This window comes from Methylocapsa sp. D3K7, from assembly GCF_029855125.1.
GTDB lineage: Bacteria > Pseudomonadota > Alphaproteobacteria > Rhizobiales > Beijerinckiaceae > Methylocapsa.
This window is the reverse complement of the sequence record NZ_CP123229.1, coordinates 1,809,562-1,835,298: the sequence shown is the minus strand read 5'-3', so window position 1 is coordinate 1,835,298 and position 25,737 is coordinate 1,809,562. Positions and strand designations below refer to the sequence as shown.

Annotated in this window: 19 protein-coding genes and 1 tRNA gene; 7 read left to right on the top strand and 13 right to left on the bottom strand. The window is 57.9% G+C overall.

What is annotated here, in order from left to right; translation table 11 throughout:
* Positions 1-26 precede the first annotated feature (26 nt).
* From QEV83_RS08350 to QEV83_RS08335, 4 genes are all read right to left on the bottom strand, one after another.
* Positions 27-293: a DUF2158 domain-containing protein gene (locus QEV83_RS08350; RefSeq protein WP_280130736.1), complete on the bottom strand. Its 267-nt coding sequence runs from the start codon at positions 291-293 to the stop codon at positions 27-29.
* An 81-nt stretch (positions 294-374) separates the two neighbouring features.
* Positions 375-1,955 carry a 2-isopropylmalate synthase gene (locus tag QEV83_RS08345; protein WP_280130735.1) on the bottom strand — a complete coding sequence of 527 codons (1,581 nt, stop codon included), beginning with the start codon at positions 1,953-1,955 and terminating at the stop codon, positions 375-377.
* Between the two features lie 1,203 nt (positions 1,956-3,158).
* Positions 3,159-4,172, bottom strand: coding sequence for a bifunctional riboflavin kinase/FAD synthetase (locus QEV83_RS08340; RefSeq protein WP_280130734.1), 1,014 nt, complete (start codon positions 4,170-4,172; stop codon positions 3,159-3,161).
* 92 nt (positions 4,173-4,264) lie between these two features.
* Positions 4,265-5,149, bottom strand: coding sequence for a TIGR01459 family HAD-type hydrolase (locus tag QEV83_RS08335; RefSeq protein WP_280130733.1), 885 nt, complete (start codon positions 5,147-5,149; stop codon positions 4,265-4,267).
* Positions 5,150-5,171: 22 nt separating this feature from the next.
* On the opposite strand from QEV83_RS08335, the gene QEV83_RS08330 reads away from it, so the two are divergent.
* The 3 genes from QEV83_RS08330 to QEV83_RS08320 all read left to right on the top strand — a co-directional run bounded on the left by QEV83_RS08330 (position 5,172) and on the right by QEV83_RS08320 (position 6,804).
* Positions 5,172-5,456, top strand: coding sequence for a hypothetical protein (locus QEV83_RS08330; protein ID WP_280130732.1), 285 nt, complete (start codon positions 5,172-5,174; stop codon positions 5,454-5,456).
* 35 nt (positions 5,457-5,491) lie between these two features.
* Positions 5,492-6,301: a hypothetical protein gene (locus QEV83_RS08325; protein WP_280130731.1), complete on the top strand. Its 810-nt coding sequence runs from the start codon at positions 5,492-5,494 to the stop codon at positions 6,299-6,301.
* A gap of 170 nt (positions 6,302-6,471) precedes the next feature.
* Positions 6,472-6,804, top strand: coding sequence for a rhodanese-like domain-containing protein (locus tag QEV83_RS08320; RefSeq protein ID WP_280130730.1), 333 nt, complete (start codon positions 6,472-6,474; stop codon positions 6,802-6,804).
* Between the two features lie 28 nt (positions 6,805-6,832).
* On the opposite strand, the gene QEV83_RS08315 is transcribed toward QEV83_RS08320, so the two are convergent.
* The 3 genes from QEV83_RS08315 to QEV83_RS08305 form a co-directional block, all read right to left on the bottom strand.
* A complete protein-coding gene (locus tag QEV83_RS08315; RefSeq protein ID WP_280130729.1) occupies positions 6,833-8,014 on the bottom strand; it encodes an acetate/propionate family kinase in 1,182 nt (393 codons plus the stop codon).
* Positions 8,011-9,405, bottom strand: coding sequence for a bifunctional enoyl-CoA hydratase/phosphate acetyltransferase (locus QEV83_RS08310; protein WP_280130728.1), 1,395 nt, complete (start codon positions 9,403-9,405; stop codon positions 8,011-8,013). The genes QEV83_RS08315 and QEV83_RS08310 overlap by 4 nt, the downstream gene beginning before the upstream one ends.
* A 113-nt stretch (positions 9,406-9,518) precedes the next feature.
* Positions 9,519-11,294 carry an alpha/beta fold hydrolase gene (locus QEV83_RS08305; protein ID WP_280131003.1) on the bottom strand — a complete coding sequence of 592 codons (1,776 nt, stop codon included), beginning with the start codon at positions 11,292-11,294 and terminating at the stop codon, positions 9,519-9,521.
* Between the two features lie 324 nt (positions 11,295-11,618).
* Between QEV83_RS08305 and QEV83_RS08300 the strand changes: the two genes are divergently transcribed.
* Together QEV83_RS08300 and QEV83_RS08295 are read left to right on the top strand one after the other, a co-directional pair.
* The gene (locus QEV83_RS08300) at positions 11,619-12,188 is read left to right on the top strand and encodes an NADPH-dependent FMN reductase (protein WP_280130727.1); all 570 of its coding nucleotides are present in this window, start codon (positions 11,619-11,621) and stop codon (positions 12,186-12,188) included.
* Between the two features lie 151 nt (positions 12,189-12,339).
* Positions 12,340-12,414, top strand: a tRNA-Gly gene (locus tag QEV83_RS08295).
* 305 nt (positions 12,415-12,719) lie between these two features.
* Here QEV83_RS08295 and QEV83_RS08290 read toward each other — a convergent pair.
* The 5 genes from QEV83_RS08290 to QEV83_RS08270 all read right to left on the bottom strand — a co-directional run bounded on the left by QEV83_RS08290 (position 12,720) and on the right by QEV83_RS08270 (position 17,037).
* Positions 12,720-12,962 carry a GNAT family N-acetyltransferase gene (locus QEV83_RS08290; protein WP_280130726.1) on the bottom strand — a complete coding sequence of 81 codons (243 nt, stop codon included), beginning with the start codon at positions 12,960-12,962 and terminating at the stop codon, positions 12,720-12,722.
* A 45-nt stretch (positions 12,963-13,007) separates the two neighbouring features.
* Positions 13,008-13,211: a hypothetical protein gene (locus QEV83_RS08285; RefSeq protein ID WP_280130725.1), complete on the bottom strand. Its 204-nt coding sequence runs from the start codon at positions 13,209-13,211 to the stop codon at positions 13,008-13,010.
* A 33-nt stretch (positions 13,212-13,244) separates the two neighbouring features.
* Positions 13,245-13,499 (bottom strand): DUF1778 domain-containing protein, encoded by a 255-nt coding sequence (locus QEV83_RS08280; protein ID WP_280130724.1) that lies wholly within the window; start codon positions 13,497-13,499, stop codon positions 13,245-13,247.
* Positions 13,500-14,180: 681 nt separating this feature from the next.
* Positions 14,181-15,104, bottom strand: a complete 924-nt coding sequence (locus QEV83_RS08275; protein WP_280130723.1) for a HupE/UreJ family protein — start codon at positions 15,102-15,104, stop codon at positions 14,181-14,183.
* A gap of 109 nt (positions 15,105-15,213) precedes the next feature.
* The gene (locus QEV83_RS08270) at positions 15,214-17,037 is read right to left on the bottom strand and encodes a DUF4331 family protein (RefSeq protein WP_280130722.1); all 1,824 of its coding nucleotides are present in this window, start codon (positions 17,035-17,037) and stop codon (positions 15,214-15,216) included.
* A gap of 989 nt (positions 17,038-18,026) precedes the next feature.
* Here QEV83_RS08270 and QEV83_RS08265 point away from each other — a divergent pair.
* The gene (locus QEV83_RS08265) at positions 18,027-19,577 is read left to right on the top strand and encodes a cytochrome c peroxidase (protein WP_280130721.1); all 1,551 of its coding nucleotides are present in this window, start codon (positions 18,027-18,029) and stop codon (positions 19,575-19,577) included.
* 1,404 nt (positions 19,578-20,981) lie between these two features.
* Entirely contained in the window at positions 20,982-23,333 is a 2,352-nt protein-coding gene (locus QEV83_RS08260) for a hypothetical protein (protein WP_280130720.1), read from the top strand.
* 757 nt (positions 23,334-24,090) lie between these two features.
* Here the strand turns inward: QEV83_RS08260 and ggt are convergent.
* Entirely contained in the window at positions 24,091-25,662 is a 1,572-nt protein-coding gene (ggt, locus tag QEV83_RS08255) for a gamma-glutamyltransferase (RefSeq protein WP_280131002.1), read from the bottom strand.
* Positions 25,663-25,737 lie beyond the last annotated feature (75 nt).

The following is a 25,737-nucleotide window of genomic DNA, read 5'->3' as shown; positions in this document are numbered from 1 at the left end:
GCCGTTTCGGCGTTAAGTCCGCGCTGTCAATCGTCGTCGTGACGTTTCTTCTTTCCCGATTTCTTGAGTTTGCCGCCGTCATCCTCGTCCTCGTCATCTTCCCAGGCGAGCGCCTTCTCAATGCAAATAGCGGGGATGACCGACGTTTTCACTTCGTCGGTCACGTCGGCGTACCATAAGCACTGCACACCATCCTCTTTCACCCCAATGACCGTCATGGCCGGCCCGCCGGATTTCAGCGCGACGACATCGCCGGGTTCGAAAATGACGGGTCCGGTCAGCGGCTCGCTCATTGGGTGCTCCTCCTGGTTATCTTCACGCGGTTAGCTACCGGACATGACAGGAATGTTGCACAAAGGGCGCTTCTTCAGTCCTCACCCCGTCAGAACTTCCGGTCGGGTTCTTCCCCGCTTGACCATTAGCTTGTTCAAGGAGGCGATATAGGCCCGCGCCGATGCGACCAGAGTATCGGGATCGGCGCCCTTGGCGGTGACCGATTTGCCATCCTCCGCAAGCCGGACGGAGACCTCGGCCTGCGCGTCGGTTCCCTGGGTGACCGCATGCACTTGATAGAGTTCCAGCACGGCTTTGTGCGGCACGAGCGCGACGATCGCGTTGAAAATCGCATCGACCGGGCCATTGCCTGTGGCCTGATGGGTGATCTGCTTGCCATCGATGTCGAGTGTCAACGCCGCCGACTGCGGGCCCTTCGTGCCGGCGATCACGGTCAAGGCGACAAGCTTGATGCGGTCATAGGCGTTGGCGATTTCGTCGTCGACGAGCGCGGCGAGATCCTCGTCGTAAACGATCTTCTTGCGGTCGGCGAGATCCTTGAAGCGGGCAAACGCATCTTCGAGTGCGTTTTCGCCGAGTTCGTAGCCGAGCTCTTTCAGCTTCTCCTTAAAAGCGTGGCGGCCGGAATGCTTGCCCATGACGAGGGACGTCTTGCTCACGCCGACGCTCTCGGGAGTCATGATCTCATAGGTTCCGGCATTTTTCAGCATGCCGTCCTGGTGAATGCCGCTCTCATGCGCGAATGCGTTCCGCCCGACGATCGCTTTGTTGTATTGCACTGGAAACGAACTCACGGCGGAGACGAGTTTCGAGGCCCGCGTCAGCATCGTCGCGTCGATGCTGGTATGGTAGGGCATGGTATCGCGGCGCACCTGCAGCGCCATGACGACCTCTTCCATGGCAGCATTGCCAGCCCGCTCGCCCATCCCGTTGATCGTGCATTCGACCTGCCGCGCGCCCCCTTCGATTCCAGCCAAGGTATTGGCCACCGCGAGACCCAGATCGTTGTGACAATGGACGGAAAAGACCGCTTTGTCCGAATCGGGAACTCGTTGCCGCACGGTTTCGAACAACGCCCGATATTCGTGCGGCACCGCATAGCCGACGGTATCGGGGATATTGATGGTGGTGGCGCCCGCCTTGATCGCGGCCTCGACGCAGCGGCAGAGAAAATCGATCTCTGACCTCGTGCCGTCCTCCGCCGACCATTCGATGTCGCTGACAAGATTGCGCGCCCGCGAAACGCTCGCGGTGATCATCTCGAGAACCTGATCCGGCTCCTTTTGCAGCTTGTATTTCATGTGCAGGGGCGAAGTCGAAATAAACAGATGAATGCGCGGGCGCAGAGCCGGGCGCACCGCTTCGGCGCAACGGTCAATGTCTTTTGCGGCCGCCCGGGCAAGGCCCGCGACGCTCGCCCGCTTCAAGCGTTTGGCAATGGCTGACACCGCTTCGAAATCGCCTTCCGAGGTCACCGGAAAACCGGCCTCGATGATATCGACGCCCATTTGATCGAGGAGATCGGCGACCTGCAGTTTTTCCTCGAACGTCATCGAGGCGCCGGGCGATTGTTCACCGTCCCGTAGCGTCGTATCGAAGATGACGACGGCTTGCGAATTTTGCGGCTTTTGCTCCATGGGAGCGGGATGAATCTCTGACATGGCGATTGTCCGGATTGTCTGCGAGACAATGATTTCGAGACATTAATATAATGTCTGCGAGAAATTTTTGTCTTCGGGTTGATGTCTTTTTAGGCTCGCAGTGTCCCCTGAGCGCCCAGGCGCATTGCCCGGCCGGCTCTCAGGGGCTGATAAGCCGAAGCAACCCAGGCGTAAGCAACGCCGCACGGGAGCAAGGCGAAAGCCCGGCCGCGCCGATATGAAGGAGATTGGAAGCAAAACCCTCAGTCATGATCCCGCGATACTAAGGGAGGACTGCGGCAAACGCAAGCGAAGGCGTTTTTGAGCGGGCAACGCGCCTCACCGATGAAGAGAATTGCCGCTGCTTCATGCCTCTGGGGGAGAGCCGGTAAAGCAGCGGCCACAGCGATCAAAATCGTTCGGTCATCAAAGAGGAGAAGCGAGAAGGGGAGGATCGCCCCTCGCTCCCGTAGGCTATTGCCTCATGATGAACCTTATGGGTGCCGCGGCCAGAAAGTTTCAGCACAGGCGGTAATATCTTCAGATGAAAGCATAAAGCTCATCCGGGAGCGGGAGACGCATTTTTTGCGGCCCTTGGCCAGCCTGCGTCCAGGGAGACTGCGAAGCCCGCGAGCACCCCCCGGAAAAATCAAAAAGCGGTTTAAAACGCGCCGGAATTGGCCGAGGTGTTGATGGCGCCGGGTCGGCTTGGAGGAAAATTCCAATGCCTTTACCGGGCCGCCGCAATAGCTATTTCCAAATCACGAAAGCGACAAACCAACCAGCCGCAAGGCAAATGGAACCGGAGACGAGGGGAGAAACTGTCATCGAAAGCAACGCGCTCATTTATTCTCCTAAGGAAGTATGGGCCTCCGTTGCCCGTTAATGTTCAATTCCAGCCGCGATTTGAAACAGGGGGCTACCTTACCTGAGATGGCTTGCCCCGCCCTGGACGGAATTCCCTCCAAAGGGCTTCTCACGAATGTCCCGGGAAGGGAGATTTGTGATCTTTGGGCTCGGGTCAGATAAGATCTGCGCTTAAGTTATCTCGTTTATACTGCAGTGCAGCATTCACGTCAAGTTGATATTGCGCTGCAGCACAAGCTGGCATTTCATTTTTCAGATTTCTTGGCACAAGTGCGCCAGACAAAATGTTCGCTCATCAAATAAATAGCCCTGGGTCCGCCCGGCCGATTGATCCAAATCAGCTCAATTGCCGCGGTTTCAAGCGACGGACAATGCGCGAAGGATATCCTTCGCGCGTGCTTCGTCCTGCTTCATTTGCGCGACGAGCGCTGCCACCGAATCGAACTTAGCCTCGGGTCTGATCCAATCGATAAAAAGGATCTCGATAGTCTCGCCGTAGAGATCGCCAGAAAAATCGAACAGAAAAGCTTCCAGGATGGCCGGGCCATTGTCGAATGTGGGCCGGCGTCCATAACTCGCCACACCATCGTAGGTCTTTGCACCAACCACGACGCGGACAGCATAGACGCCATGGCGCAACCGGCAGCTTGGATCGGTCACGATATTGACCGTAGGAAATCCCAAGGTCCGGCCAAGTTTCTGGCCTGTAACGACTTTGCCCATGATCGCAAAGGGGTGAGCGAGCAGTTTTGCCGCGAGCGCCGCATCGCCCGCCTCCAACGCGGCTCTCGTCGTGGTTGAGGAAGCAGCCTGGTCGGCCACATGGGCCGCCACCCGTTCCACGATTTCGACGGCAAAGCCGAAACGTGCGCCGGCCTCTTTCAGGAATGCGGGTGAGCCGGAGCGGCCGGCGCCGAAATGGAAATCATAGCCCGCGACAACCCCGCTGATGCCAAGGCGGCGAAGCAGGATTTCGGCGATAAACGCATCGGCCGAAAGGCTTGCCAAGGCTTTGTCGAACGTCATGACGATCATCCCATCCACGCCGGATTGCTCCAGAATCTTGGCTTTGACGTCGCGCGGGGTCAGCCGGAAGATTGTATTGGCGCCCTTGAAGAAATCGGTTGGATGCGGTTCGAAAGTCAGCACAACACAAGGGCGATGAAGCGTTTTCGCCAAGGCCATGGCGCGCTCGATCACCGCCATATGGCCGCGATGAAGACCATCGAAATTGCCGATCGCGGCCACCGCGCCCTCAAGGCCGGGGGGTGGCGCCGCCGGGTCAACGGCGAGGATGAATTTTTTCGAGATGGAAAGTTCGGCCAAGGCAAAAAAACCGGGGGCACCACGCGGAAGCAGGTGGAGCTCCATACGCCGCCGCAAACTGCATGGGCGAGGCGTCCGCGTCAAGGCCGCCAGGCGATATGCCGCGATGGCGTGCGCACATCTCCCGTGTTGATGGTCTACCAGACGAGTTCGGCAAGTGCCGCCGTGGGAGCAAAATCCGAGGCGTCTACAAATTGGCGGAAGGCTGCGGCATCGAGCGCGGCGTCTTGCGCGGCGCCGTGCAACTCCATCCGGTGGATGCCGGAAGTTACGAACAGACTGTCGAAACCTTGGTTGCGGGCGCCTTTGATATCGGTGTGCATGGCATCGCCAATCACGAGGACCCGGGCGTGCCCAATCGGTACCTTGCACGGCAACCGCGCCAGTTCGAGCGCTCGCGTATAGATCGGGGCGAAAGGCTTGCCGGCCTGGATGACCTTGCCTCCCGCGGCGGCATAGCGCTCGGCGATCGCGCCGGCGCAATAAAACAGCTTGCCGCCGTCCTCGACCACGATATCGGGATTGGCGCAAATCATCTCCAGGCGCCGGGCGTGCATGGCGGCAAGAATGGCGTCGTAATCCTCGGGCGTTTCGCGCCAGGGATCGACGAGCCCGGTGCAGAGGACGAATTGGGCTTGTTTCAGCGGCACCAGGCGCAACGGCTCGCCCCGCAAGGCCAGAACCTCCTCGAAGAGGGCTGTTTCGTCGGAGGGACCGATGCGGAACATGCCGCCGGCCGCCCTCTCGACCAGCAAGGAAACGGTGACATCCCCGGAGGAAACGATCGCATCGTAGGCTCCGCGTGGAAAACGGAGCCGGTCGAGTTGGGCCTCGACGACCCGGCTCGGGTTGGGCGAATTGGTGATGAGCACGACCCTGCCGCCAGTGGCGCGAAACCGGCGCAATGCCTCGGCGGGCTTCTCGAAGGCCTTCAGCCCATTATGGATGACGCCCCAGACGTCACATAAAATGACATCATATCCTTCCGCGACACTGGCCAATCCAAGCAAAAGCCGGGTCACGCGGGCAACCGTTTTGGAGCAAATGTTTCACGGGAAAAATGTCTCTCGCGAAACATTTAAGTCCTCCGGATCAAGCGGATTTGCGGTTTTTGGTTGCCCAGCACGGCGTGCGCAAGGGCAGGGAGGTCCGCTCTATCAAATCCCGGCGGTCTATCGTCAAGCCAAAAGCGGTAAGCCGGCCGGCGCATGGCGATATGCCGCAGCACTCGAAGAATGTCCAAATTTTTCAAGTGACACCGTTGCCTTTGCGGCAAATGCCGCTAAGATGCAGCTTAATCAATATGAACAGTCATTGTTGATCCTTTGATAGTTGTCACCTCGCAGGTATGTGAAGGGGGCATTGTGTTGCGTCGTTTGTGTTCGCGTCTCTTGTCCGTGTGTTTTGCCGCTATCGCCGGAGTGACTGGCGTTGGCATTGACGTCGCTTGGGGCGGCGCCTGGCTCCTGCCTTCAGGTTATGGCCAGCTGATCACCTACTCCGCCTTTTCCGAAACGACGCTCGCTTTCGACGCGCATGGCAATCTCATTGCAATTCCGGCATCCCGAAAATTCGAGGTTGGAAGCTATCTCGAATATGGCCTGACCGATTGGCTCACGGTGATCGCGGCGCCCGCCTATGACCGGGTCCAGACTCCCCTTCCGGGGCAATTCTACAATGGCCTCGGCGAGAGCGAAATCGCGGTAAAGGCCGGTCTTTACCGCACGGATACCGCAATCATCTCTGTTCAAGCGGGTTTGCGGACGCCCGGCGCGTCTTTCGACTCTCTTGGGCCCTTGGAAGTCCGCCGCGCCACATCCGTCGATTTGCGCGGCTTGGCTGGGCGCAATTGCGTCATCGCCGGAATGGAGGGTTTCATCGAGGCGCAGGGCGGCTATCGCATCTATGCCGAAAAGCAGCCGGGCGAATGGCGCATCGATTTGACGTCGGGACTGCGGCCAATGCCCCGGCTTCTTATGCTCTTGCAAAGTTTTATTTCGATTTCCAATGGTCCCGGCCAGTTTGGCCATATATCCTGGACCAAGCTGCAACCGAGCATCGTCTATGATCTCGCCCCCCAATGGTCGCTGCAGATTGGCGGTTTTCTCACCGTCGCGGGGGAGAACGCCGGCCGCGAACTGGGCCCCACCGCGGGCGTCTGGTACCGGTTTTAACCGCCGCCCGCCGGGCCGACGGATTGAGACCTGCACCTTTACGGCTGGCGGCCTCGGCGGCAACACATATTGCCTAAGCTGGGTCTTTTGCCATATAAAATATGGATATTCTGGCAATATACATATACTTTGTGTAAAAATAGCGCCGGAGGACACACAGGAGGTTGAAGATGACTTTGACGGTTACGGCAGTCGAAAACGTCTATCGCGACGAGTTGAAGAAGGGATTGGCCGATGGCTCGATCCTACTCGTGGATGTGCGCGAACCCAATGAATATGCAGCGGGCCGGATTCCCGGTTCGGTGCTCAACCCCCTCCAGAAATTTGACCCCAAGGCCCTGCCCCAAGTGCCTGGAAAGCGCGTGGTACTCTCCTGCCGCTCCGGCAAACGGTCGCTGACTGCTTTGGATTTGGCTCACAAGGCCGGACGCGACGATGTGCGCGCGCATTACCCCGGCGGATTTTTGGAATGGTCGAACGCGGGCGAAGAGGTTGAGGTTTAGTCCCTGATGCTCCGCGATCGCCTCGATATTACTGCAGGCAATCCAAGCTATGGCGGGCGATCATCAGATCCTCATTGGTTGGGATCACAAAGGCTGCGACGCGGCTTGCGGGGCGGGTGAGCCGGGGGCCGCCAGAGGCATTGGCGGCGGGGTCAATCTCGACGCCTAGCCAAGCCGCATCCTCCAGGACACGGCGTCTGACATCGACGGCATGTTCGCCGACGCCGGCGGTGAAGATCAGCGCATCGAGACCGCCCAGCGCCGCGGCGAGCGAGCCAAGTTCGCGGCCGATCCGATAGATGAAAAGCGCGATCGCTTCCCGCGCCCTCGGAACTCTTGACGCAAGAAGCGTTTGCATATCGTCGCTGATACCGGACACACCCAGCAGCCCTGATTCATTGTAAAGAAGGGTGCTGACCGCCTTCGCATCCATTCTCTTCTCGTTCAAGAGATAGAGCACGACTCCCGGATCGAGGGCGCCGCAACGCCGGCTCATCGGCAGGCCATCAAGCGCCGTAAAGCCCATAGTGTTCGCGACGCTTTTGCGATCTTTCATGGCGCACATGCTGGCTCCGCTGCCAAGATGTGCCACCACGATCCGCCCCATGGCCGCTTCGGGGTCCAGATAGTGCGGCAGGACGCTCGCGATATATTCATAGGAAAGGCCATGAAAGCCGTAGCGGCGGACGCCCTCGTCATGGAGATTGCGTGGCAGCGCGAACATCGTTGCGATGTCCGGCTGCGCGTGATGGAAGGCCGTGTCGAAGCAAGCGATCTGTGGCAAGGACGGATGCAGTCGCGCTAGTGCTTCGATCGCCAAGATGGCGTGCGGCTGATGCAGTGGCGCCAGTGGAATAAGTGCACGTAATCTCGCGATAACCTCTGCATCGATTAGGGTGGGAGCCGTGAAGCGGCTTCCGCCATGCACCACACGGTGACCCACGGCGCGCAAATGATTTGCCGTGAACATTTGCTCAAGCCATTGCAGCAAGGCGGCAAGCGCCGTCTCATGCGTGCTTGCTTCGCCGAGATTGGTGTCGACCAGCACATCCTTTCGCGCCGCGGCCGCATGGAAATGCGCGGCATGACCAATGCCGTCAACGGCGCCCTCGCAAAGCGGCGTTTCGCCGGCGGCGACGGTTGTCACCGGATAGAGCGAGAATTTGATGCTTGACGATCCCGCGTTGAGGATGAGGATATTGCCGGTCATGGCTTGCCCTGCATCTTGCGGCGGGCGAGCAGCAGCGCGATCGCGCAGGAGCCTTGCCGGGCCAGCGCCTTGTCGGCGCGGCTTGTGAGGATGATCGGCACGCGGGCGCCGAGCACAATCCCTGCGATTTCCGCATCCGCCAAATATTCGAGCTGCTTTGCCAGCATATTCCCGGCTTCGACGTCGGGAACGACAAAAATGTCCGCTTGGCCCGCGACCGGAGAGATGATGCCTTTCGTCTTCGCCGACTCTTCCGAAACGGCGTTGTCAAAAGCGAGCGGCCCGTCGATGACGCCGCCGGTGATCTGTCCCCGGTCGGCCATCTTGCACAGCGCGGCGGCGTCTAGCGTCGATCTGAGTTTCGTTGTGACGGTTTCCACGGCCGCGAGGATCGCGACTCTTGGTGTCGCGATGCCGAGGGCCTGGGCGAGATCGATGGCGTTTTGCACGATGTCACGCTTGTCATCGAGGGTCGGATACACATTGATCGCCGCATCCGTGACGAAAAGCGGCCTTGGATAGTTGCGAGCATCAATCACAAAGACGTGGCTGATTCTGCGCGCCGTGCGCAGGCCTTGATCGCCATCGACCACTGCATGCATGAGCTCGTCGGTGTGCAGCGCTCCTTTCATCAGCGCTTCGACCTTGCCCGCCCTCGCCATCGCGACCGCCATAACAGCGGCCGCTTCGCTGTGTTCCGTCGAAATGAGTTCATAGGGAGAAATATCGATTTGCGCTTGCGCGGCGGCGGCCCGGATCTTGAGTTTTGGGCCGATTAGCACCGGCACGATCAGCTGTTCGCGCGCGGCTTCGATGGCACCGAGCAGGGACACCATATCAACAGGGTGGACGACGGCGGTGCGGATGGGCGTCAGTCCCTGCGTCATCGCAACGAGCTTGCGATGAAAGCGGCCTTTTTCGTACAATTCCACCTCGGGTAGGATAACCCTCGGCCTTGAAATTTTTTCGATTGGCGCGATGACTTCTGCGGTGCCGGTGATCACGATCTGACCGTGTTGGTTCAGCGCCTGGCAATCGAGAAGAATGCGGCAGTTCTCTGGGTTTTTGTCCACGACTTTCAGCCTAATGGTCAGAGTGTCGCCAAGGCCGACGGGCTTGAGAAAATGCAACGATTGCCCGAGATAAATGGTGCCGGGGCCTGGCAGGAGCGTGCCGAGCACGGTCGAGATCAAAGCGCCGCCCCACATGCCATGCGCCACGATTTTGTGGAACATGTCGCTTTTGGCGAACACTTCATCGACATGCGCTGGATTGACGTCGCCGGACATGATGGCGAAGAGTTCAATATCCTTGTAGGTGAGCGTGCGGGCAAGGCTTGCGGTCTCGCCAACTTGCAACTCATCGAACGTGCGATTTTCAATAAAGTCCATTGCGCCGATCCGATTTCCTGAAAAGCCTGCGCATTAGGATTTTTATCCTGCCTAACGGCCATGCCCGGAAATTTTACACCTGGCGCTTTTCATTGACTTGACCGGTATCAAAGTCACGCTTCAAGGACATAGGCACCAGGAGCATCCGCGAGAAGCGCAAAGCCTCGTTCCGGGGCGCCTATGCCTGGTGGGGCCGTCTTTTCACCGGAATGGCGGTCGAGCCAATCGCGCCAGCACGGCCACCACGACCCCTCCTCTCGGACCCCGGCTGCCTGCCAGCGCTCCGGATCGATGTAGGTATCGTTCTCCTTGTGGGTTGCGATCTGAAAATGTCGGTGCGGATGACCCGGGGGGCTCACGATACCGGCATTGTGGCCACCATTTGACAGCACGAAAGTAACATCAGCATCCGTCAGCATCTGGATTTTATAAACGGATCGCCACGGCGCGACATGGTCGGTGATCGTGCTCACCGCGAAAATGGGGGCATGAATATCCCGCAGGGAAACCGCTTTACCGCCTGCCTCGAAACGGCCCTCCACCAAATCATTGCGGAGGAAGAAGCGTCTGAGATATTCGGAGTGCATGCGATAAGGCATCCGCGTGGTGTCGGCGTTCCACGCCATGAGGTCGATCATCGGCGGCCGCTCGCCCATCAGATATTCGTGTACCGCCGCCGACCAGAAAAGATCATTCGAGCGGAGCAATTGAAACGCGCCCGACATTTGCTTTCCGTCGAGGTAGTTTTTTTCCGCCATCATATCCTCAAGAAACCTCACCTGGCCCTCGTCGATAAACAAAGTCAGCTCGCCTGCTCCCGAAAAGTCCGTTTGCGCCGCCAGCATCGTGAGGCTCTCGAGACGCATGTCACCGTCGCGCGCCATCGCTGCCGCCGCGACGGAGAGCAAGGTACCGCCGAGGCAATAGCCCGCGGCATGGATGCCGCTATCGGGAACAATTGCCGAAACCGCGTCGAGCGCCGCCATCACGCCGAGTTGTCGGTAGTCTTCCATGCCAAGGCCGCCATCGCAGCTCCCCGGATTCTTCCAGGAAATCATGAACACCGTATAGCCTTGCCCGACGAGATAGCGGACGAGTGAGTTTTGCGGCGAGAGATCGAGGATATAATATTTCATAATCCAGGCCGGGATGATTAGAACCGGTTCCGCTCGCACCTCCGCTGTCACCGGAGTATATTGAATAAGTTCGATCAAGCGATTACGAAAGACGACCTTGCCTGGCGTAATCGCGACGTCGCGTCCAACCTGAAACGCCTCAGTGCCGGCTGGTTTTTTGCCCGCGGCCAGCCGTTGTCTGTCCTCCCAGAAATTGAGCGCGCCGCGCATGAAATTCATGCCGGCCTGCTTTTGTGTCTGCGCGATAATCTCAGGATTGGTGAGCGGAAAATTCTTTGGCGAGACGGTATCGAGTACCTGGCGCGCCAGAAACGCTACAATGTCTTCATGGTGCTTGGTGACGCCGGGGATATCGGTGGCCGCCTTGTGCCACCATTGCTGGGTGAGTAGAAATCCTTGGGAGAGGATATTGAAGGGCCATTGCCGCCATTCCTCTCCGTTAAACCGCGTGTCCTGTGGGAGCGGTTCGATACAGGGAGGACAATCGGAGCCCGGCCCATCATGCAGACAGTAGGATAGGAACCGCGCCCAGGCAGCGGCCGCGTCGTGGACAAGCGCGGCCTGCTTGTCCGGGGACATAAGAAGATGCTCGGCCCAATCCGTATAGGCCTGCCTCAGCGCAAGCGGCGAAAGCCCCCCGGTCAAGCGTGCGATGGCTGAATGAAAGCGCCGATCGAAGCCGGTAAAGCCTTTTTCCGCTTTCGCTGCCAGCGCATCTCTCGCGGAGACTGATTCTTGCGAACGATCGAGCATCATGGCTCTCCTGTAAGATTGCCTAATATTGGTCAGCTGCACCGCTTGATCTATATCGTGCCGGGTATCCCAGCTATGGCCGGCGCAGCCGTGTAATGGACAGCCACGCCCACCTTATTGCATTGTTATGACAGCCAAGTTTCGCTTATGCGCGGCGACGCCCCGCCAGGTTGCTTCCGCATCGACGAATTCGACAATCTACGGCCGTGCAATTCCTATAGTTTTATTCCATCTGCGCCAAATCCGCGAGAGCGACATCCCCAGTGCAACATGAGGCGCCGGAGATAACGTTCACCGCGCGTCACCCTTGGAGGGTTCAAGCCAATGAATTTCGTAATTATTTACGGCTCGGTCAGGACGGCGCGGCAAGGCATCAAGGTTACCCGGTATATCGACTCTCAGATCCGGAGCCGGGGCCACACGACGGCACTGATCGAGCCGGTGATTTACCGGCTGCCGCTGCTCGACCGCATGTATAAGGAATACAAAGGCGACGCGCCGGCGCCTCTCGACGAACTTGCGGATTTTTACAAGAAGGCCGACGGCTTCGTGATCGTGAGCGGCGAATATAATCACGGCATTCCACCGGCGCTTAAAAATTTGCTCGACCATTTTTTGGAGGAGTATTTTTGGAGGCCATCGGCGATCGTCTGCTATTCCGCCGGCGGTTTTGGCGGCGTCCGCGCCGCCATGCAGCTGCGGATGACCCTGAGCGAACTCGGGATGCCGAGCATTCCTTCCATCCTGCCCTTTGCCCGTATTGGCAGCGCCTCCTCCGAAGAGGGCGTTCCGCATGACCCGGCCACGGCGCTCCCCACAGTACGCTTTTTGAGCGAACTCGAGTGGTATGCGCGGGCCTTGCGGGCGGAACGCGGCAAAGGCACGCCATATTGACGGCGGTCATGACTTGCCGCGCTTTTAACCGCCCCTAGCCCGGGGCCGGCCATGAGGGGTTATGACCGCTTTCCACCAATTTGTTGCATTCAGGAAAGGTTTGCGGCATATAGGCGAGCCGCCGGCTCACCCTGCCGGGGAAGGCACGGATGCGGGTGTAGCTCAGGGGTAGAGCACAACCTTGCCAAGGTTGGGGTCGAGGGTTCGAATCCCTTCGCCCGCTCCAAATTTCATCAATAAAATTAGATACTTAGAACGGTCCGTCGTGGCCGTTTTTTTCTTCCCCGAACCCCGCCCAAGAACCGGGGAAGCAGGGGGGAGCGAAAAGCAGCGTGCTAACGGCTGCGTTCGGCATGGGCAGCGTCCCGAAACCACGGCTTTCCGCCCGCACGACAGGTCGCAACGGGAGCTGCCGCAGGCCACGGTGAAGACTTGCTTTGGATGCGTCCGTGCTTCCCCTGACGCCGAGGCGGGGCCCATTTTGCTTGCCCGAATGCTTCCCCGGTGAGGATCGTGAGGCGGATCCCAACCTCATCGCTCAGACCTCCCGCCGGCCAAGCGCATTGGCAGCACAAGCCGGAGCGAGTCCAGCAATCGCACGAAGCCATGCGCCTTGTAGAAACCCGTCGCCGCTTCGACCAGCGCGTCGACGATCACCATCGACGAGCCCACCGTATCCGCGCTTTCGAACGCGCGTTGCAGTGCGTCCGCCAGCAGGATAGAACCGAGACGCTCTCCCTGCCGGTCCTTGGCGACCGCCAGCCGACCAATCAAAGTCGCGCTGACTAGCGGATAGCGCGGGACGTGCTTCCGCGCGGCCTACGGCACCTTGCCCTGGGAGATCGCCATCGCGCAAAGAGTATAGTAGCCGAGCACGCGCGCGGGCACGGCCTCCAGGCTTAGCACAAAGACGGCGTTCACCTTCCGGTGGACATCCTGGCCTGCCTGGGTCTTGAGGTAGCGATCCAGGCTTTCGACCCCGCAGGTGAACCCGCTCCGATCGTGGCCGTCGTTGAGCAGCACGATCCGAAGCTCCGCCGATGTGTTCCGCGCCATTCACCGCACGACTCGCCGCTTGTGCTGCGCGAACGCACGTTGAAGCCGCTCGCTCGGCGTAGGCGGATTGACGAGCGTGTGGAAGAAGGTGGCACGGTCCCGCTCGGACAAGACAATTGTCTCATGCCCCGCGATAGTCCGGCGCGCGGCGCCGGTGAGCGCAGTCATACAGAAGTCCGTCAGCTTGCGCCGCTCGAGCTGCGCCGCGCGCTCGATGAGCGCCTTCGTCGGCTCGACCCAACCTGGTCGTTCCAAGACTAGATTCCGATTCTTACAAGCAGTCGTTCACGAAGTTAGGGTGCCGACTTCAGAGCGCCCATCTCTGCCGTTCGGTCCAACGGCACCGCTGATCCGAAGCGGACATCCGGCTGGGAGGCATAGACGGCTAGGATGGGTGGCTTTCTGCCTCTCCGCTTGCGAGCTTGCAACTCGGAAAGCGGTCATTCTGTCTATGGCGTGGCTGGTCCGAGAGCAGTCGGTCAGTTCTGGATCCATCAGCACGCAGAAGCGGACGTCATTTGATTTGATCCAGCGGTCCGGGTTTGACCCAAAGCAGCCATTGTTGGAATTTGCGCTCAAGAATTTAGTGTACGTTTTCTTCAGATTTCACTCCTACGCGCTTCCGAAGAAGTGCGGCTCTCTCTCCAAAAAATTGGCGATATAAACGGCGATTGTGTTCTGTTAATCAGCTTAACAAGGTAACTTATTAACAGTACAACACCACATATCATTAGTGGATAGGGAGGAATCGAAGATCCAAGGATCGCTCGAGAAACCAAAGCGCCGCGATGATAACAATGGTTCCGGAGCCTCCCACAAAGACGAAACGCCGGTAAAGCCAAGTGTGACGCATCAAATAGGCGAGCGGTAGGAATGCTACAACAATCGCGATCTGCCCAACTTCCACACCCAGGTTGAAGCCTGCGAGGGCCAGTGCTAGGGCCCTTCGGGGAGCAAAAGATCCGTGAGGACACTTGCAAAACCAAAGCCATGGATGAGGCCGAAGCCGAAGGCCACCGTCCAGCGCCTGCCGTAAACGACGGGATAGAGATTATTGAGGGCCGCGAGCACCACTGACAATGCAATCGCGGATTCAGTTATACGCGCCGGAATGCTCACGATTCGAAGTGTCGCAAGAGCGAGCGTCATCGAATGCGCGAGCGTGAATGCGGTCACGATCTTCAAGACGTCGAGGAAGGCGGCGCGAAATCCTTGGCTCGGTGTCTTCGATCTCTTGATGTCAGACACGATGACAGCCGGCAACAGTAGCGAAAGCAGGAACAGAATGTGGTCGTATCCCGTCCAAATGTGCTCGACGCCAGCCGCAAGATAGTCGCGAAATTGTCGCCAAGTGTTGTGATTGTCTAAGCTGAACATTTGCCGGGCGGTATCTGGGCCGAAAATTGCTGTGCGCGTCTTGCCGTCCTTCTCTAAGCGCAGAAGGCCTTTGTGCTGCGGGTCGATGTCGAAGAACAGGCGATACGTCACCCACAAATCTTTGGCTTTGTGCGGGCATTTCGCAGCGAAGCGCAGAACCGCGTAAGCTCCATCGCTGTGATTGTCGATCAATTCCCCGGTGTTGGTGATGGGACAATTCGCTTCGTCGGCGTCGATCGCCAGTCTTGCCATGGCGTAAGCAATGATCTCACTGCGCTTGGCCTTGACTTCGTCCCAGGTGATCTCGCCGTTGCCGTCGGCGTCGAGCCCAATGGCAAAGTCGAGGTCGCGCAGCGCAATGTCCCATTGCCCGTTCACGCGTTCATCCTGTACGGAAAGCGCAGTGTAACTGTCGCTAGGCTTATGGGCTTGGGCGGTTGTGGCCCATGGCATCAGTGCCAAGATGAAAACGAAACGCCGCATCCCGCCCGCGCTAATTTTCGAAGCCAAATATGGAATTGTTGTTCAATTGCCTCCGTGCCGAGGCGCGATCCACGCTTCACGTTACGTAGACCGCGCCTGAAGCACCGGTTCAAGGCACGAGCGGCCCGCAGGATTTACCACCGGGTCCGGTCTCGCCGCAATCGACATGTCGGCGGTTCTTGCCGTCGTAGGGGGTAGGCAGGAATGGAAAGATCTTGGCTATGCCATTCGCGGTTATATCGGTGCCAACAACTCCGGGAGCGCCGGCAAGGAAGTTGACGCCATCGCCGATATGCGCGGCGATGTAGTTCTTGCCCCCAACCACGCGGATTGCAATATCTGTGACGTCGTCATTGGGCCGCCGTCCGTTCGGCCAGCCCGCCTTATCCGCGCTCAACGCGGAGCCGAGACGGCTCTGGGTCTCCGGTGCAGTCGGCGGTACGCGCAAGTCAAGCCGCAACAGTTCCGCGCATGGAACCCCGCAATTGGTAGCGCTCAAAGGTTGGCCAGGGTATTTGAGCAGAATGTTCATGAGGTCGGTGCGGTTGTTGGCCGCAGAACCGTCTATGGGTACAATGTCTTGATTGAAGACCAGTTTCAGTTCCGTGGCAATTACCGGATTCTTGTAAAACGACTGAAAGTTCGCCTCGTTTTCCGGCTCGGAGGCGTTCCATTTGTCCTTGAATGGCGTATTGATGATGAGCTCATTTACGAGTGGATTGGCCATGCGAGAGACTTGTTCAAATGAGTTTCGCAATCCACTTACCACGCGCCGGTCGGTCTCGGCATATATGCCAATAACCGGATTGATAGTCGCCGCAGCAGTCTTGCCATCGCTGGTGACACGGGTAATGGGGACTTCGATCGCAATGGTACTGATATTGAAACCACTGAAACGGTTGACACCGAATGGATTGACGTTGTCGGCATCCTCGGCGACAGTTAACGCTGGAAGATAGCGGCGCAAATTCAGCGTATCGAACACCGCGCCAAGATCGATATAGAACGTCTCGGCACGCTGCCCAGTGAAGCGATCACGCAGCTGCTCTACTTGAGCTGGCAGTTCAGGTGATCCTTCGGCTTGCAAGGCAAGCGCGTAGCGCAACAGGAGAGGGTCCGCGCGAGTGTGATCGCGCAACAATTGCAAAACCTCGCGTGGCCGGTGATGGTCTAGCAGGAAGTCGGCATAGGCCCCGAGAAGGTATGCGTCCGTGGCGTCGATGGTGGAGGTGTCACGAAAATGCGCTTCCGCTGGCCCAGCCATGTCAGCGCGCGCTGACATTTCGGCCAGACTGGTCAGAACCCAGCTTCGAAGCTGCCGCTGGCTGTCGGGGAACTGATCGAGCGTAGTCAACAATTCATCGTAGCTTTGCCGCAAATGTCCGGTGGCCCCATTTACGCTTGCGAGACAGGCAGTCCACACCAGTTCCTGCGTCAGCTTCCGAAGTGCGAGGCATTCGTCTCGGGCGCCAGGATAATTGCCCACCACTTGCAGTACTGTTGCTCGTATGAGCCGCGCCTGGGCATTGCGGGGGTCGTTTTCCAGAACCGTTGCCAAATCTACCAAGGCAGCGTCGAACTGGTGCGCGCGCTGACGCAATGTGGCGCGCAGGATGAGCACTTCCTTCGGTGCATGCGGGAGTGCCCACCACTGGGCGAGCGCTGCTTGTGCGTATCCGGCGTAACGCGGATCGCTCGTAGCGCGGCTCAACTCCAGGTAGCCGCGGGCGACGCGAAGCGCGAGGGGCAAATTGTTCGGCTCATCCTTTAGGCGGGCGTTCAAGGCGCGGAGAACGCGAATCGCTGGATCGCTCGCTGTAAATGGCAACCGTTCAAGGATCTGACTATCGGATTCCGGGACGAAAGGAGCTGCCTGCGCTCGCAAAACCCAGCCGACGGCGAGGACCACGCAAATCCGCAAGCACAGATGCATAATTGGCCCCATTCGCTTGATGTGCGAGGTCCTTTCTGAAGTTTAACACCTCGAATCAGCAAATCGTTGCAATCACCCTTGAGCAGGAACAACGCCACTTTGGGGAAGCGGACAGATAGGCGCGGTAAATGCTCGCGCGGGAATTGGCATTCGCCCGACACAGGTTCCGCTCTTGGGAGCAAGGCGAGACGAGCAAGTACATCCAACCGTGCGCAAATGTAGATGCAAACAGGCGATTGACTGTCCAAAAAAGTAGACCGCCAGCAGCCGAACTGGTCGCTAAATGGCCCTGCACATCAAAGTGGCGTCTTACTTCCGTGAGCCACTTCGGCGTGTGATTATCTCTAACGAATACATAGAGGCGAGCGCCATCACCGAAGTTTAGATCGTCCACCCTCCTGGTCGACTGATGTCTGAGTTTGAGTGAGGCTTCCTCGGAAAAGACATCCTCGAACGCCTCGATACTCGTCTTTCCAAGATGCAGCGTCAGTGTCTTCTTAGCCGTTGTACACCCCAAAGCGCAGTCTACCTGAAGGCGCAATTTGGCAGCTACGCAAAGGAAAATTGCAATTGAAGTGGACTTATCGGACGAAGGCCACCAGCCCGCTTCGCGACGGGCCGGAAGCGGTCGGTTTACTCTCGGGCTCTCGCCCCAAGGAAGCGGTCGATCAGCGGGCACGTGTTGAATGGTAAGGTTCGACCCAAAGCGGAAATAAGCTTTGGCGCAAGCTGACCCTGCGCGGTCTCCGATTGTTGCCATCACGTCGGTAGGCGGCGGCGTATTCCAATCGATCGTCCGAATTCCAAGCCATCGGCGCGGGCTCTGGCGTCCCCTGATAAGGGGGCGCGCCGGAAACGATTTCGTGACAATTTAAACCAAAGCCTCAACGCGATCTAGACGTGAAAGGACTGGGCTACGCGGAGGACTCGTGAACGAAGTACAGGCCTGTACAGACCTGCAACCGCAACTTCGTTAGGGGGAGGAAACAATGCAAAAAGGATTGCCTTTAGCTACTGTTGTAACGTCTATACCTAAGTCGGCGGTCGTTATCGCCACGGGACTTGCCATCAGCCTGTCCCTGGTCATCGGCTGCCCGGCCTCTGCACAAAATGCCGTCAGCACCGATACACTGGGAGCACGAGCGTGGGCGCCAGGCGCGATCGAGCACGCGCAGAAGATGCGCATTCATCAAGATGCCGACCATGGCTCGCAACCGACACCGGCCATCATTCCGAGGTCCGAAGTCGATGCCGATCCCAACGGCAAGGTCGCAACCCTCCAGCCCGGCGGTCCCACATTTACGGCATTAAACCCATTTTTTCAGAATTTAGGGACGAATGGGCGCACCTGCTTTACCTGTCATCAGCCCCAGAATGGGTGGACCGTCAGCGCGGCCAGCGTTCGCAAACGGTTTGATTCTAGCGCGGGCGCCGATCCGATTTTCCGTTTGATCGACGGTGCTTCCTGCCCAACCGACGATGTCTCTTCGCTCGCGGCCAAGAGCCAGTCCTATAAACTGCTGCTCGAAAAAGGTCTAATCCGGATTGGCCTGCCGCTGCCGGCGGCGGCGATACTGCAGTTTGAGGTCACATCAGTCGACGATCCTTACCATTGCACGATGCTGACGACACCAACGACCGGGCTGGTGTCCATTTACCGGCGTCCGCTTCCATCGGCCAATCTCGGCTTTCTTTCCACGTTCATGTGGGATGGACGCGAGCCGAGCCTGGCTTCTCAATCCATGGACGCCACACTTATCCATGCGCAGGCAAACGCCGCGCCGACGACGGCTCAGCAAGCGCGGATGGTGGCCTTCGAAACCGGCGTTTTTGTTGCTCAAAGCTTCGACGCGCAGGCCCATGATTTGAATACTCGCGGCGCCACAGGCGGCCCTGCCGCACTGTCGGTACAGAAATTCTTTATCGGAATCAACGATCCGCTGGGAATGAATCCCACGGGCTCGCCCTTCGACCCCAATATTTTCAACCTCTACAAGCCTTGGTTAACACTGCGGGGCGGATTGGATAGCGACACGGAAGCTCGCAAGTCGGTCGCCCGTGGTGAGAAAATATTCAACACCATAAAAATCAATATCACCGGAGTCGCGGGCCTGAACGACGATCTGAACACGCCAGTCATCCAGGGATTTTGCGGTACGTGTCACGACGCACCCAATGTCGGCGATCATTCGGTCAAAGCACCTTTGAACATTGGCATCGCCGATGCGGGCGTCAAAAGTCCTCCAGCGCTCGACATATCGGGACTGCCGGTTTTCACGCTTACCTGCAAGCGAGGTCCGCTTGCGGGAAATATTTATACCGTCACTGATCCAGGAAAAGCGTTGATTTCGGGGAAGTGTCAGGACATCGGCAGGCTCAAGGGACCCATCCTACGGGGGATAGCTGCCCGTGCGCCCTATTTCCACAACGGCTCCGCCGCCACACTGATCGATGCCGTGAACTTTTATGACAAGCGGTTTAGCATCGGTTTCACGGACCAACAGAAAACAGACTTGGTCAATTTCCTCAATACTCTTTAAGCCGACTTAGCAAGATTGAAGATAACTTTGTCGTATCATCGACGAGAAGCGTTTGGCACGACCCTGGCGAGTTTCTCCTGTGCCTATTTCTGTGCGGCGTCTGTGACGCAGCCGAAGTCCGGTGGAACGCAGCCCGCAGCGTGTCCGTAGTGACCAGCGACGCATTTGCGGCGCCAATGGCTGGTTTGCCGACAGAACAAGGGGGGAGCAGACGCAGTGACGCGGCATTGCGGACCGGCACTTGTGAGGGATAGGCCAAAAATTTTCTGCAAATAGTTGGTGCGGAGTAGGGAATCGAACCCCAATACAAGCGTCTAAGACGCCTTGTCCTGCCGTTAGACGACTCCGCGATAATTTCCAAACAAAGCGGCCGGTCTTTCGATGGCCGCCTAAAGAACTATCCGCACTGAGCCATCTCTCGCTGCAGCCATTTCCTGGCACACTCCTTGTGGAAATGCTTAGTGCCATATCGATATCGCGCTTCGCTTGCATTGAACCGCGAAAGACATTCGTGGCAGTAGGCACCACGTTGTTTCGCTTCGTCTGTATTAATCCGAGGCGGTTCAAATCGAAAGTGCGCCATCACTCTCTCCTAAATACCAATCTCAAAAGAAACACCAACATTGAGGCAAAAGTTGTACCGAGCGCTACATCCAAACAGATGTAGCGCGCAACGGTGAATGGTCATCGTCCACGTTCCTAAAACTCCTCTCACAAGAGGAATGTAACAGCCACAAAGTACGGGCTCACACCCACATTCGTTTCCTTCGTATTGGAGCCCATATCAGCCTCCAAATCATGACCCATCCAAGGTACCCCACCTTCGCTAAAAAGCTTCGCGTTGATGACGAGCCCCCCTCGTCGACCTTCTGTGAGCGAGAAGGAGAGCAGCCCGACGGCAACGTTTTTGCCATAGGTCTTCGAGGGTGAAAGCGACGTTTGATGCCGAAAGAAGACTGGACATCTTAAGCTGTGCTCTGGACGCGTGTGTTGGTCCGGCATTCGAGCAGAGCAGCCTGCCCCTGGCGCGCAAACTGCTCTTCGCGCTCGGCCAGATTCTTACCATCCGGCTACGAGGACGAATGCAAGAATCATCGGGTGAATTTCCGCAGGCAATTCCTGTCATCTAGAACTCTGAGTCGAACTTTAACGCTACGCACTTATGTTTTCCGTACTGAGTCGGAAAGCTGACGGACGCGAGCCGTGCTGGCACTTACGTTGAGCGCCAGGAGCGGTCATCCGGCGACCGGGTACTCAATAGCTGATTCGGACCCAAAGGGCGACCATCAAGCGCCGCATAGCAAATCCCTTTTGCAAAAGTTCTCGCTCTATCGCGACTTTGACGAAGCCCATGGGTGGGTTTAGGCTAACAATAGATCCGCGTTCCGTCAGGACAAATAACTTATGCGGAAAATGCGTGGCACGGCCGGCGCGTTATTAGTTTGCTCATATTCGCTTCTGGGGCTGTCGCTGGTCTCGCTCGACGCAACTGTGGCGCGTGAGCTCTATGACGACCCCGGAACCGCCGAGGGGTGGGCTTGGTCACAGATCAAGCGGGGTGAAGCGGCCGACTTCAACGCTCACTGTCGCACGCCTATAATCGATCCCAGGGACGAGAAGGATCCGCGCTGGCAAGACGGCTGCCGCAAACTCTCTGCCCGCTTTCTGCAGGATTTGTTGACGCGAGCCCCTTGGCGGGAGGCAACCCCCTTGGGAGGCATCGGAATCGGAGGTGCCCGGATTGTCGGGAATCTCGATCTTACGGATACGAGCCTCATTCGGGCAATTCTGATCGACGGCAGCCGCATTGAAGGCAAAATCGATCTGACACGCGTGCAGACCAACAGTCTAATCGAGCTCGACGACTCGCTGATGAGCGGCGAATTGTTGGCGGACGGTTTGCATTCCGACAGCGATTTGAATCTCCGCAATGGCGCCGTTTTCCAGAGTGCGGTGAGTCTCGGCAGCGTGCGGATCGCGGGACAACTTGTTTTAAACGGCGCCAGCTTTAAGAGTTCGGTGAGTCTTAGCGGCGCGAAAGTCAATGGACAACTCATGATGCCCGGTGCGAGCTTCAATGAGGTGCTGAATGCCGCCGCCCTGGAGGTTGGCGGCAATCTGTTGATGGCTTCCCTGCCACCAAACAAGACCAGCTTCCAGAAGGGAATGTCTCTTGTCGGCGCGAGGATCGCGGGAAATGTCTCCATCATCGGCGCCAGTTTCGATGGGGCGCTGGACGCCAGTTTGTTGCAGGTCGGCGGCGCTCTGTTCATGGGATCCTTGGCTCAAAACACGACGAGCTTAAAGAGTGTGATTCTGAGCGGCGCGAGGATCAATCAAGAAGTTAGCATGACTGGCGCTCATTTCGATGGCACGCTGAACGCGTCCTCCATAGAAGTCGGCGGCGATCTCTCGATGCAATCCGACGCGGACAATAGGACTACCTTCGACGAGGTGAATCTCACCGGCGCGAAAATCAAGGGAAAGCTCGACATGAGCGGCGCCGATTTCGAGGGCGCACTACATGGCGAAACCCTGCATGTTGACGGCAATCTGCTCATGCAATCCGACCGGTGGCGGGGTTCTAGTTTCAAGACTGTGGATATCAATGGCGCAACGATTGCGGGAAATATCTTAATGATCGGCGCCAGTTTCGATGGGCCGTTGTTCGCCGGCTTGTTAAAAGTCGGTGGCAATCTAGGAATGGGATCGCAGACCGCCGAAAGTTTAGAGCACTTCGCCCGTCTCGCCGGAGCTCCATCGGAGTACAAGGCAAACAAGGTCAAATTCAAACAGGTGTTTCTGACGGGCTCCAAGGTGGAGGGAAATATCCTAATACCGGACGCCAGCTTCGAGGGCGCTATGGACGCGTCCTTCTTGCAGGCGGGCGGCAATATGAACATGCCCGATAGCCGTTTCGCCGATCAGGTCAATATGGGCCTGGCCCATATCGGCGGCAGTCTCGACCTCAGTGGCGCCGGTCTGGCGGGACTTGATCTATCAGGCGCGTCGATTGCCGCCGACCTGAAACTTGGGGGCGCACATGACTCCTCTCTCTGCAACGGAAATGACTGCAAACACGGCGCTTTGAACTTGCATAACGTGCATATCGGCAGCCGGATGGATGCGATGAACGACTGGCCTGCGAAGGGTCAGCTTTTTCTCGAAGGCCTCACTTTCGGTCGCCTTGGCGGAATCGATGGAGACACCAGACCGCAAGGGCACGATCAGGAAGCGAAATGGTGGGACAATTGGGCAAGGCGCGATCCCCACCACAGTCCGGCTATCTACTCGCAACTTGCGATCGCCTTCACGAATGCAGGCGACCGTGATGCCGCCGACGATATCCGCTATCTTCGCCGCGAGCGGGAACGCGAGATGGCGTGCGAGGAAGGCCGGCTGGGCTCCTGCATTCTTCAGACCGTGCTCGGCTCCGTGGCCGGCTATGGCTTGGGCTCACATACTTTCAAAGTTATACCCTGGGTGCTTGCCTTCTGGCTTGGTGGCGTCGCGCTGCTTTGGTCGACCGTTCCGGCGGCGAAAAACCGTGGAGCAATCTGGTGTACCTGCGCCAGCCTGGCGCAGCTCTTGCCCGTGATCCCGATCAACAAGGAACTCACCGATTTCTTCAACGATCCCGAGCGCAAGTATCTCAAGGGTTGGCAAGTCTTTGTATTCTCCGCCCTTGGCGTCGTAGGCCTGGCTTTGGGAGCGATCCTGCTCATCGCCGTCTCCGGGCTAACACAAAACTCGTGAGCCGAGCCGTGACTTTGATGACCGTCGAATTTATTAGATTGCATTGTTGACACTTTCAGGAGTTCGCTCGCGATTTCTCGGCGAGGCGAGAAGCTACAATTGGCGCACTGGCGTCGTTCAACAGGGTTGAGCAAATGGCCGCTTTCCACCCGTGATGGTCGAAGGCCCTCGCCGACGTAATGTCTGCTTTCGAGAAGAGAGCCAGTGCGGCTGAGTGACCAATCTGGGCGCTCTACCGCCGGTCGGTTTGTCCGCGCTGCGACTGCTTTCGGAACGAGCTGATCAGCGCCTGAGCGACGTAGTTGGATCGAAGTTTGCCGTCTGAGTTGTGCTACGGGACGTCCGCTTTCACTTCCTATCCGGAAGCTGCCATTCCGCTTCCGGCCCGAATTGGCATTCGCGTTCGGCCCGTTCGCGCCAATTTGGGCCGTCCAACCGACCATTGCCGCTTCTCCAGAACGGACGTCCACCCTAAGGGTGTTCACGGCAATGATGGGTGGGAAGTTGTCATTTTTGCTCCAATGCTGCGGCTTTCAGGCCCGAGCCAGCGCCCCTAATGCGGGGCTTTTAGAGTGCGGATGTCCGTCACCAGAGCGCCGCCATATGGCAGCGACCCCGGCATTCCCAGTGCATCATTTCGATCTATACGTCGTTATCCACGATGCGTACGACTGGAGCCATTTGATCAGGAAGATCTGGTGCAAGGGCGGAAGGTTGCCGACGGCATCACGCCGACTCTCGAACAAGTCGGCAACGGTTACCAAGATACTGCGATTCCATCGAGGCGAGGGTCGGAGGCGCCACACAAGGATTCGCCATCAATAGCGATGGCCTGGGCGCTACCCTCGAAGGACCTCATGAAATCGTGAGGCAGCATCCAATCCGCGGGAATTTCCTCGCCTATGACGATGTCGTGTCCAAGAGCCTTGAGTTCGTCGGCAAAATTTGAATCGGGATGCTGCTCGATGGAGATTCGATGACCATCGAGCACTCGCACGCGCGGAGCATCCACCGCCTGCTGCAGATTCATTCCGCGGTCAAGGATATTGACGAGGATCTGAACCTGTCCCTGAGGTTGCATATTAGCACCCATACAGCCAAAACTCAGCTTTAGTGAACCATCGGGCGCAAGCATCATTGAGGGAATAATCGTGTGGCGTACACGCTTGCCAGGAGCGGCATGATTCGGATGGGCTGCATTCATCTCAAAATCAGCCCCGCGATTGTGGAGGATGATCCCGGTTCCAGGAACGATGATGCCGGACCCGAACACGTCGGAAATGCTTGTAATCAGGGAAACAGCATTGCGATCGCGATCGACGACCGTGAGGTACGTCGTGTCTCCATAGACTCGGCCCGCAGGAGGATTATCGAGCGCACGATCTCGCTCGATCAGGCCGCGACGCCCCCCGAGGTACTCTGCCGAGAGGAGACGTTCCACGGGTATCTCTACGAAGCGAGGATCGGCAACGTACCTTTCCGCATCGGCAAAGCACAGCTTGATGGCCTCGATTATCAAATGGCCGGCCTGAGCCTCATTCTCATTGAAAAGGCCCGTCAAATCGAAGCCTTCAAGAATACCTAAAGCCATGAGGGCCACGATGCCTTGGCCATTTGGCGGGAGCTCCAAAATGGTATGGCCCCGGTAGCTGGCGCGGATTGGCTCGACCCACTCGGCTTGCACCTGATCAAAGTCCTCAATTTCCAAATAGCCTCCGGCCTTCTGCAACGCGTCGAGGACGCGATCTCGAACCTCGCCTCCGTAAAACGCAGCGCGACCTCCCTTTGCAATCAAGCGCCACGTGCGCGCGAGGTCTTTGTGTTGGAAAATCTGCCCGGCCTTCGGTGCCTCACCTCCCGGCAAGTAAGGGCTCGCGTCGGGCGAGAAACGCTGGAGTTTCGACGCCCCCCACTTCCACGCCTGGCTTACCTTCGCGCTCACCGCAAAGCCATCCTCGGCATAGGCTGCCGCAGGCTCAACAAGCGCGGAAAGGTCCATGGACCCAAATCGGTCGTGCAGTGCAAGGTAGGCATCGAGTGCGCCGGGGACAGTGACGGTCGCAGCACCAGCCTTAGGCATAGAAGAAAAACCTGCGGCGCAAAGATTGTCGATGGTCAGGCGGGAACCCGCACGACCACTGCCATTAAGCCCAAAAAACGCGCCATTCCAATGTACGAGCATCATGCAATCGCCACCGAGCCCATTCATCATGGGCTCGGTTATATTGACCATTGCGGCCATCGCGACTGCGGCATCCACAGCATTTCCTCCTGCCCTGAGTATGTCTCTGCCGACGGCTGCAGCGAGAGGCTGGCTCGAACAAGCCATGCCATTTTTTGCAAAAATTGGAGCGCGTTGAAAATTGAAGGATTTCATGCGGGTTCCAGGTCTCAGGCTTGAAGT

Bases quoted from the DNA above. Each gene is read 5' to 3' on its own strand.
- QEV83_RS08350 (WP_280130736.1), bottom strand. From the start codon at position 293: ATGAGCGAGCCGCTGACCGGACCCGTCATTTTCGAACCCGGCGATGTC.
- QEV83_RS08345 (WP_280130735.1), bottom strand. From the start codon at position 1,955: ATGTCAGAGATTCATCCCGCTCCCATGGAGCAAAAGCCGCAAAATTCG.
- QEV83_RS08340 (WP_280130734.1), bottom strand. From the start codon at position 4,172: ATGGAGCTCCACCTGCTTCCGCGTGGTGCCCCCGGTTTTTTTGCCTTG.
- QEV83_RS08330 (WP_280130732.1), top strand. From the start codon at position 5,172: ATGTTTCACGGGAAAAATGTCTCTCGCGAAACATTTAAGTCCTCCGGA.
- QEV83_RS08320 (WP_280130730.1), top strand. From the start codon at position 6,472: ATGACTTTGACGGTTACGGCAGTCGAAAACGTCTATCGCGACGAGTTG.
- QEV83_RS08315 (WP_280130729.1), bottom strand. From the start codon at position 8,014: ATGACCGGCAATATCCTCATCCTCAACGCGGGATCGTCAAGCATCAAA.
- QEV83_RS08310 (WP_280130728.1), bottom strand. From the start codon at position 9,405: ATGGACTTTATTGAAAATCGCACGTTCGATGAGTTGCAAGTTGGCGAG.
- QEV83_RS08305 (WP_280131003.1), bottom strand. From the start codon at position 11,294: ATGCTCGATCGTTCGCAAGAATCAGTCTCCGCGAGAGATGCGCTGGCA.
- QEV83_RS08300 (WP_280130727.1), top strand. From the start codon at position 11,619: ATGAATTTCGTAATTATTTACGGCTCGGTCAGGACGGCGCGGCAAGGC.
- QEV83_RS08275 (WP_280130723.1), bottom strand. From the start codon at position 15,104: ATGCGGCGTTTCGTTTTCATCTTGGCACTGATGCCATGGGCCACAACC.
- QEV83_RS08270 (WP_280130722.1), bottom strand. From the start codon at position 17,037: ATGCATCTGTGCTTGCGGATTTGCGTGGTCCTCGCCGTCGGCTGGGTT.
- QEV83_RS08265 (WP_280130721.1), top strand. From the start codon at position 18,027: ATGCAAAAAGGATTGCCTTTAGCTACTGTTGTAACGTCTATACCTAAG.
- QEV83_RS08260 (WP_280130720.1), top strand. From the start codon at position 20,982: ATGCGGAAAATGCGTGGCACGGCCGGCGCGTTATTAGTTTGCTCATAT.
- ggt (WP_280131002.1), bottom strand. From the start codon at position 25,662: ATGGCTTGTTCGAGCCAGCCTCTCGCTGCAGCCGTCGGCAGAGACATA.